Source organism: Streptomyces botrytidirepellens (genome assembly GCF_003721215.1).
Lineage (GTDB): Bacteria > Actinomycetota > Actinomycetes > Streptomycetales > Streptomycetaceae > Streptomyces > Streptomyces himastatinicus.
Genome location: NZ_RIBZ01000867.1, coordinates 21,855 through 28,461 on the forward strand (window position 1 = coordinate 21,855; position 6,607 = coordinate 28,461).

Here is a 6,607-nt window from a genome sequence, read left to right on the forward strand (position 1 = left end):
GTCGAGAGACACGCTCTGCATGAAGTGGTCTAAACCATTAAACCTCTCATTCGGCGATGTGGGGAGTAGGGCGCCGTGAAGTGTGACCCCATGGGGGCGGCGGGTGTCGCGGCAATGCCGGTGTCGGTGCGCCCGCTTCCGGCGCGGCGAAGGGAAGATCCACGTCCATGACGACGCTCGCGCACGACATGGCCACGCTCACCCGGAACGCCCTCACCGTCCTCCAGCCCGGCTTCACCGGCACCTCCGCCCCCGACTGGCTGCTGCGCCGCCTCGGCGAGGGGCTGGCCTCCGTCGGACTGTTCGGCCGCAACATCGCCTCGCCCGAGCAGCTCGCCGCGCTCACCGCCCAGCTGCGCGCCGAACGGGACGACGTGCTGGTGGCGATCGACGAGGAGGGCGGCGACGTCACCCGTCTGGAGGTACGCGGCGGCTCCTCCTTCCCCGGCAATCTGGCCCTCGGCGCGGTCGACGACACCGGGCTGACCCACGCCGTCGCCCGTGAACTCGGCCGCCGGCTCGCCGCCTGCGGCGTCAACCTCAACTGGGCGCCGTCCGCCGACGTCAATTCCAACCCGGACAATCCGGTCATCGGCGTCCGCTCCTTCGGCGCCACACCCCAGCTCGTCGCCCGGCACACCGCCGCCTGGATCGAGGGCCTCCAGGGCGCCGGGGTCGCCGCCTGCACCAAGCACTTCCCCGGGCACGGCGACACCGCCGTCGACTCCCACCACGCCCTGCCGCGCATCGATGCCGACCCCGACACCCTGGCCGTCCGCGAACTGGTGCCCTTCCGGGCGGCCGTCGCCGCCGGAACCAAGGCCGTGATGAGCGCGCACATCCTGCTGCCCGCGCTCGACCCGGCGCTGCCCGCCACCCTCAGCCCCGCCGCCCTGCACGGACTGCTGCGCGCCCCCGTCGCCGACGGCGGGCTCGGCTTCGACGGCCTGATCGTCACCGACGGCATCGAGATGCGCGCCGTCGCCGACGCGTACGGCATCGCGCGGGGCAGCGTCCTGGCGATCGCCGCCGGTGCCGACGCGATCTGCGTCGGCGGCGGCCTCGCCGACGAGGACACCGTGCTGCGGCTGCGGGACGCGCTGGTCACGGCCGTGACGGACGGGCGGCTCCCCGAGGCACGGCTGGCCGACGCCGCGGCGCGGGTCCGGGCCCTGGGGGAGTGGGCGAAGACCGCCGGAGGGCCGGACGCGGCGCGGCGGATCGCGCCCGCCCCGGAGGTGGGGCTCACCGCCGCCCGCCGCGCCCTGCGGATCACCCCGGCCGACGGCGCCCCCGCGTACCGGCCGCCGACGGGACCCGTCTTCGTCGCCGCCCTCACCCCGGTGGCCGGTATCGCCGTCGGCGACGAGACTCCCTGGGGCGTCGCCGCCGAGCTGTCCCGGCTGCTCCCCGGCACCACGACCGCCGCCCACGGCCCCGAGGACATCGCGGCCCGGGGCGCGTCCGCCGTGGTCACACAGATGCTCGACGCCGCGGCGGACCGTAGGATCGTCGCTGTGGTACGCGACGTCCACCGCCACGACTGGATGGCGGGCGTCCTGGACGCCCTGCTCGCCGCCCGGCCGGACACCGTCGTCGTCGAGATGGGGGTGCCCCAGGCACCTCCCGGCGGCGCCCTGCACATCGCGACCCGCGGCGCCGCCCGGGTCTGCGGGCGGGCGGCCGCGGAAGTCATCACCGGCGTCACCGCCGACGTCACCACCGGCGTCATCACCGGCAACGAGGCCGGGCACTGACACCCCACGCACCACCGGCACAGCCCACGGGAGGCACCCGAAATGTCCGCCACGACGACGGCCCCGCGCAGCGATCAGCCGGGCCGGATCATGTCCGGCGAGATGAACGAGCAGCCCGCGGTGCTGCGCCGCATCCTCGACCAGGGCGCTCCGAAGATCCGTGAGACCGCCGAGCGGATCGCCGCGCGCGCACCGCGCTTCGTCCTGCTCACCGCGCGGGGCACCTCCGACAACGCGGCGCTGTACGCCAAATACCTGCTCGAAGTGCTGCTGGGCAAGCCGTGCGGGCTGACCTCCATGTCCACCACCACCGCGTACGGCGCCCGGCAGGACCTCACCGACGTACTGGTGATCACCGTCAGCCAGTCCGGCGGCTCCCCGGACCTGGTCGCCTCCACCGAGGCCGCCCGTGCGGCCGGGGCGATCACCCTCGCGGTGACCAACAACGCGGACTCACCGCTCGCCGCGGTCTCCGAGTTCCACATCGACGTGCTGGCCGGGCCCGAGAAGGCGCTGCCCGCCACCAAGACCTACACCGCCGAACTCCTCGCCCTCTACCTCTTCGTCGAAGGGCTGCGCGGCGGCGACGGCGCGGCCGCCAAGGCGCTGCCCGACCTCGCCCAGCAGATCCTGGACCGCCAGGCCGAGGTGAAGCAGCTCGCGGGCCGCTACCGGTTCGCCGAGCGGATGGTCCTCACCTCGCGGGGCTACGGTTACCCCACCGCCAAGGAAGCGGCCCTGAAGCTGATGGAGACCAGCTACATCCCGGCCCTCTCCTACTCCGGCGCCGATCTGCTGCACGGCCCGCTCGCCATGGTCGACAACATCTCGCCGGTGATCGCGATCGTCACCGAGGGCAAGGGCGGCCAGGCGCTCCAGCCCGTCCTGGAGCGGCTGCGCGGCCGCGGCGCGGATCTCGTGGTGATCGGCAGCCAGGCCGAGGTCGACCGGGCGTCCGCCGGTTTCGCCCTGCCCACCGAGGGGGTCGCCGAGGAGGTCCAGCCGATCCTGGAGATCCTGCCGCTCCAGATGCTGGCGTACGAGGTCACCATCGCCCGCGGGCAGGACCCGGACGCGCCGCGCGCCCTGGCCAAGGTCACCGAGACCCGCTGAGAGGCTCCTGAAAACACCCGCGGGCCGCGGCGCCGGGGCGGGACCCTCAACCCACCCGGCACCGCAGCCCGGAGCTCGTCGGCCGAGCAGCCGACCTCAAGAGGCGTACGGAGCGGTCAGGGCAGAGCGCGCCGTGTGCCTCCGATCCACCCTCCTGTGCGGGGAAGGCGGAAGATCGCATCGCTGGCCATTCTGGACTAGACCAGTGCCATCTGTCCACGCTTATGTGTGAATCGGCTCATCCCTCGTCCGGGTAGGCTCGCCATGTGCCCTCCATGAACGATCTCGTACACCAGCACACGGCCCTCGACGAATCCGATCTCGAGTGGCTTCACCTGCTGGTATCGGAGTGGCAGCTGCTCTCCGACCTCTCCTTCGCCGATCTGGTCCTCTGGGTGCCCACCAGCGACGGCACCCGCTATGTCTCGGTCGCGCAGATGCGGCCCAACACCGGGCCCACCTCCTATCAGGACGACATGGTCGGCCATCTCGTTCCCCGTGGCCGCCGTCCCATGCTCGATGCGGCGCTGGATGAGGGCCGGATCGTGCGCGAGGGCGATCCCGAGTGGCGCGAAGAGGTTCCGGTCCGGGTGGAATCCATCCCGGTGCGGAGGGAGAGCCGGGTCCTGGGCGTCATCGCCCGCAACACCAATCTGCTGACCGTACGGACCCCCAGCCGCCTGGAGCTGACCTACCTCCAGAGCGCGTCCGACCTGGCCCAGATGATCGCGGCCGGGGCGTTTCCCTTCCCCGGCCAGCAGGTCGACATGGACGCCTCGCCGCGCGTCGGCGACGGGCTGATCAGGCTCGACGCGGACGGCGTGGTCCAGTACGCCAGCCCCAACGCGCTCTCCGCCTACCACCGGCTCGGGCTCGCCGCCGACCTCGTCGGCCACCACCTGGGCGAGACCACCGCCGAACTGGCCCCGGCACGTGGCCCGGTGGACGAGGCGCTGGTCAAGCTCGCCAGCGGCTGGGCGCCCCGCGAATTCGAGGTCGAGAGCGGCGAGAACGGCGTCATCCAGCTGCGGGCCATCCCGCTCAAGCCCAAGGGCGTGCACATCGGCTCGCTCGTCCTGCTGCGGGACGTCACCGAACTGCGCCGCCGCGAGCGGGAGCTGATCACCAAGGACGCCACCATCCGGGAGATCCACCACCGGGTGAAGAACAACCTCCAGACGGTGGCCGCGCTGCTGCGGCTCCAGGCCCGCCGCATGGATTCCGCCCAGGGGCGGGAGGCGCTCAACGAGGCGGTGCGCCGGGTCGGTTCGATCGCGATCGTCCACGAGACCCTGTCCCAGACGCTCGACGAGCGGGTCGAGTTCGACGACATAGCCGACCGGGTGCTGGCGATGGTGGCCGAGATATCGCCCGGCAAGGTCACCGGCAGCCGCACCGGACGGTTCGGCATCCTCGACGCCGAGGTGGCCACCCCGCTGTCCATGGTCCTCACCGAAGTGCTCCAGAACGCGCTGGAGCACGGCTTCGGGCCAGGGGAGCAGGGCACGGTCGAGGTCTCGGCGGTACGGGGCGGCGCCGGCGAGGAGGGTCGGCTGATGGTGATCATCCAGGACGACGGGCGCGGGCTGCCCGAGGGCTTCGACCCCCAGCGCGCCGGAAACCTCGGCCTCCAGATCGTCCGCACCCTGGTGGAGGGCGAACTGGGCGGCACCTTTGACATGGTGCCCGCTCCGGAGCGCGGCACGCGTGTGGTCCTCGACCTGCCGGTGCGTACCGAGAAGCACTGAGAACCTTCACGGCTCTTTCACGCAAGAGCCGGGCGACGCAGCTCACACGGCGGGCAACGCACTGAGCCCCGGACCGGGATGGTCCGGGGCTCAAAAGCTCACGTTGCTGTGCGCATCGGGGCTACTGCGCGCTGCGGCTCGGGGGCCACGGGGCGTATCAGGGTCAGGCGCTGGCGTTCCGCGCCCGGTTCCGAGCGGCACGGCGCTTCATGGCGCGGCGCTCGTCCTCGCTGAGTCCACCCCAGACGCCGGAGTCCTGGCCGGACTCAAGCGCCCACTGCAGGCACTGCTCCATGACGGGGCAGCGGCGGCAGACGGCCTTGGCTTCCTCGATCTGCAGCAGCGCAGGACCGGTGTTGCCGATGGGGAAGAACAGCTCGGGGTCTTCCTCGCGGCAAACGGCGTTGTGACGCCAGTCCATGGCTGCTCCATCTCCTCGTATTGCGGGCTTGTTGCTTGTGAATGTGAACGCTTTCACGAATCCCCCGACAAGGACAGGGACGCCGCCAGTTTGGGCGCTGGTGCGTTCCCGTGGGATTGAGGAGGGGGTTCGGGCTCTCATGGGGGCCTTCCGTCAGGCCGTCCCGATCGCCAAGAAGAGATTCGCAAACCTCGGCGGCGGATACAACCCCTTCCGGAAAGTTTTTTTTGATTCCTTGGTGTCGGCTGTATCACAGCCGTACTTCCGGGGGGTGGATCCCAGCCTAAACGTTCGACTAGAAGGACTTTATGGGGTCTGACTCACACAATCACACGCAGTGCACGGCGTACGCCTGTGAACGTCACGCTCGTCCGCAGTCCTAGGTGGTCTCCGTCCATCTGGAACGGCAGTGGCGCCTGGGATTGCAAGGTGAAGTCCGTCAGATCGTGGAGCCCCACCGCGTGCTTGCCGTGCGGGCCCCGCTCGGGGGACGACATCAGCAGCTGGGTCGCGTAGCGGGTCATCGCAGGCGCCGACAGCTTGGCGAGTCCCAGCACGTCAAGGGCGGTGTCGAAGGACGCGCGCGGCGCCGCGTAGACCGGGCGGTTGCCCAGATAGGTCCACGGGGAGGTGTTGCAGACTATGGACAGCGCCAGGTCCTGGATCGGGTCCTGGCCGGGCCGCCGGATGGTGATGGTGCCCTGCCGCCGGTTCGGCTCCCCGAAGAACTGGCGCACCATCTGCCGTATGTAGAGGGCATGGGTCGAACGCTTGCCGCGTTCGCGCTGCTGCTCGACCCGGCCGATCACGCTCGCGTCGAAGCCGAAGCCCGCGCAGAAGGTGAACCAGCGGTCGGGCACCGACTCGTCCGCGGTGCCGGGGGTGCCGGCCGCGAGCCCGAGGCCCACGGTGCGCTCGGTGCCGTCCCGCAGCGCGTCCAGCAGGGCGCCGGTCGCCTCGACGGCGTCGTTGGGCAGACCGAGGGCGCGGGCGAACACATTGGTGGAACCGCCGGGGACCACCGCGAGGCGCGGCAGCTCGCCCGGTGCGGGGCCGTTGTGCAGCAGCCCGTTGACGACCTCGTTGACGGTGCCGTCGCCGCCCAGCGCCACGACCAGCTCATGGGTGCCGCCGTCGACCGCGCGACGGGCCAGATCGCGTGCATGCCCCCGGTACTCCGTGGTCGCCACGTCGAGCTTCAGATCACTGGCGAGCGCGTGGATCAGGACGTCACGGGTGCGGGCACTGGTGGTGGTTGCTGCCGGATTGACCACGAGGAGTGCGCGCATGGGCGCCAGCCTACCGACCCGCCGGAACGATCCCCGCCCCCCGGGGCCGCCCACGGAGCCCGTGCGCGGCCCAGGGCGTGTCCGCACCGTCGCGTCGCGGGCCCGGCGGGACTGTGCGGACATGCCCTAGGCTGCTGGCGTGAGCAGGAAGAAGTCCGCCAAGGCGCCCAGGACCGGCACTCCCAAGGCCGAGGCCACCAAGCCCGCCACGAAGGCCGCCCCCGCCGCCGAGGCGCCCGCGGCCGCCGACGCGGGGCCCGTGGGGCCGCGGCCGGTCCG

At 71.7% G+C, this 6,607-nt stretch carries 5 protein-coding genes; 3 read left to right on the forward strand and 2 right to left on the reverse strand.

The window, feature by feature from the left end:
- The first annotated feature begins 167 nt into the window (after positions 1 to 167).
- The 3 genes from EEJ42_RS46855 to EEJ42_RS46865 all read left to right on the forward strand — a co-directional run bounded on the left by EEJ42_RS46855 (position 168) and on the right by EEJ42_RS46865 (position 4,618).
- Complete coding sequence (locus EEJ42_RS46855; RefSeq protein WP_123108245.1) at positions 168 to 1,757, forward strand: glycoside hydrolase family 3 protein; 1,590 nt, start codon at positions 168 to 170, stop codon at positions 1,755 to 1,757.
- 42 nt (positions 1,758 to 1,799) lie between these two features.
- Entirely contained in the window at positions 1,800 to 2,870 is a 1,071-nt protein-coding gene (locus tag EEJ42_RS46860; protein WP_123108246.1) for an SIS domain-containing protein, read from the forward strand.
- Between the two features lie 275 nt (positions 2,871 to 3,145).
- Positions 3,146 to 4,618 carry a sensor histidine kinase gene (locus tag EEJ42_RS46865; RefSeq protein WP_123108247.1) on the forward strand — a complete coding sequence of 491 codons (1,473 nt, stop codon included), beginning with the start codon at positions 3,146 to 3,148 and terminating at the stop codon, positions 4,616 to 4,618.
- A gap of 163 nt (positions 4,619 to 4,781) precedes the next feature.
- Here EEJ42_RS46865 and EEJ42_RS46870 read toward each other — a convergent pair whose 3' ends face one another.
- Both EEJ42_RS46870 and EEJ42_RS46875 read right to left on the reverse strand, forming a co-directional pair.
- Complete coding sequence (locus EEJ42_RS46870) at positions 4,782 to 5,039, reverse strand: WhiB family transcriptional regulator (RefSeq protein ID WP_003953983.1); 258 nt, start codon at positions 5,037 to 5,039, stop codon at positions 4,782 to 4,784.
- A gap of 320 nt (positions 5,040 to 5,359) precedes the next feature.
- Positions 5,360 to 6,328 (reverse strand): diacylglycerol/lipid kinase family protein, encoded by a 969-nt coding sequence (locus EEJ42_RS46875; protein ID WP_123108248.1) that lies wholly within the window; start codon positions 6,326 to 6,328, stop codon positions 5,360 to 5,362.
- Positions 6,329 to 6,607 lie beyond the last annotated feature (279 nt).

Coding starts and splice junctions, on each gene's coding strand:
- EEJ42_RS46865 (WP_123108247.1), top strand. CDS start 3,146: ATGAACGATCTCGTACACCAGCACACGGCCCTCGACGAATCCGATCTC.
- EEJ42_RS46860 (WP_123108246.1), top strand. CDS start 1,800: ATGTCCGCCACGACGACGGCCCCGCGCAGCGATCAGCCGGGCCGGATC.
- EEJ42_RS46870 (WP_003953983.1), bottom strand. CDS start 5,039: ATGGACTGGCGTCACAACGCCGTTTGCCGCGAGGAAGACCCCGAGCTG.
- EEJ42_RS46875 (WP_123108248.1), bottom strand. CDS start 6,328: ATGCGCGCACTCCTCGTGGTCAATCCGGCAGCAACCACCACCAGTGCC.
- EEJ42_RS46855 (WP_123108245.1), top strand. CDS start 168: ATGACGACGCTCGCGCACGACATGGCCACGCTCACCCGGAACGCCCTC.